This window comes from Klebsiella sp. 2019SCSN059 (assembly GCF_021739525.1).
Classification (GTDB): Bacteria; Pseudomonadota; Gammaproteobacteria; order Enterobacterales; family Enterobacteriaceae; genus Klebsiella; species Klebsiella quasipneumoniae.
The window spans coordinates 1-1,190 of sequence record NZ_JAKKOM010000115.1 but is presented as its reverse complement, the minus strand read 5'-3'; the positions used below and the strand labels follow the sequence as shown (position 1 = coordinate 1,190).

Annotated in this window: 1 protein-coding gene; it reads right to left on the bottom strand. The window is 43.5% G+C overall.

The window, feature by feature from the left end:
• Positions 1-213 precede the first annotated feature (213 nt).
• Entirely contained in the window at positions 214-1,029 is an 816-nt protein-coding gene (gene aph(3')-Ia / locus L2I46_RS29145; RefSeq protein ID WP_000018329.1) for an aminoglycoside O-phosphotransferase APH(3')-Ia, read from the bottom strand.
• Positions 1,030-1,190: the final 161 nt, after the last annotated feature.

Below are 1,190 nucleotides of genomic sequence, written 5' to 3'. Positions count from 1 at the left end.
GTAAGCAGAGTTTTTGAAATGTAAGGCCTTTGAATAAGACAAAAGGCTGCCTCATCGCTAACTTTGCAACAGTGCCAATTTATGAGTAAAGGATTATGTCCACGATAAGCACCTGGGTCGATTCCTGGGAGGCGGCCATGAGGGTAGGGAAGCGCCGTCCCGTCAAGTCAGCGTAATGCTCTGCCAGTGTTACAACCAATTAACCAATTCTGATTAGAAAAACTCATCGAGCATCAAATGAAACTGCAATTTATTCATATCAGGATTATCAATACCATATTTTTGAAAAAGCCGTTTCTGTAATGAAGGAGAAAACTCACCGAGGCAGTTCCATAGGATGGCAAGATCCTGGTATCGGTCTGCGATTCCGACTCGTCCAACATCAATACAACCTATTAATTTCCCCTCGTCAAAAATAAGGTTATCAAGTGAGAAATCACCATGAGTGACGACTGAATCCGGTGAGAATGGCAAAAGCTTATGCATTTCTTTCCAGACTTGTTCAACAGGCCAGCCATTACGCTCGTCATCAAAATCACTCGCATCAACCAAACCGTTATTCATTCGTGATTGCGCCTGAGCGAGACGAAATACGCGATCGCTGTTAAAAGGACAATTACAAACAGGAATCGAATGCAACCGGCGCAGGAACACTGCCAGCGCATCAACAATATTTTCACCTGAATCAGGATATTCTTCTAATACCTGGAATGCTGTTTTCCCGGGGATCGCAGTGGTGAGTAACCATGCATCATCAGGAGTACGGATAAAATGCTTGATGGTCGGAAGAGGCATAAATTCCGTCAGCCAGTTTAGTCTGACCATTTCATCTGTAACATCATTGGCAACGCTACCTTTGCCATGTTTCAGAAACAACTCTGGCGCATCGGGCTTCCCATACAATCGATAGATTGTCGCACCTGATTGCCCGACATTATCGCGAGCCCATTTATACCCATATAAATCAGCATCCATGTTGGAATTTAATCGCGGCCTCGAGCAAGACGTTTCCCGTTGAATATGGCTCATAACACCCCTTGTATTACTGTTTATGTAAGCAGACAGTTTTATTGTTCATGATGATATATTTTTATCTTGTGCAATGTAACATCAGAGGGCACTGTTGCAAATAGTCGGTGGTGATAAACTTATCATCCCCTTTTGCTGATGGAGCTGCACATGAACCCATT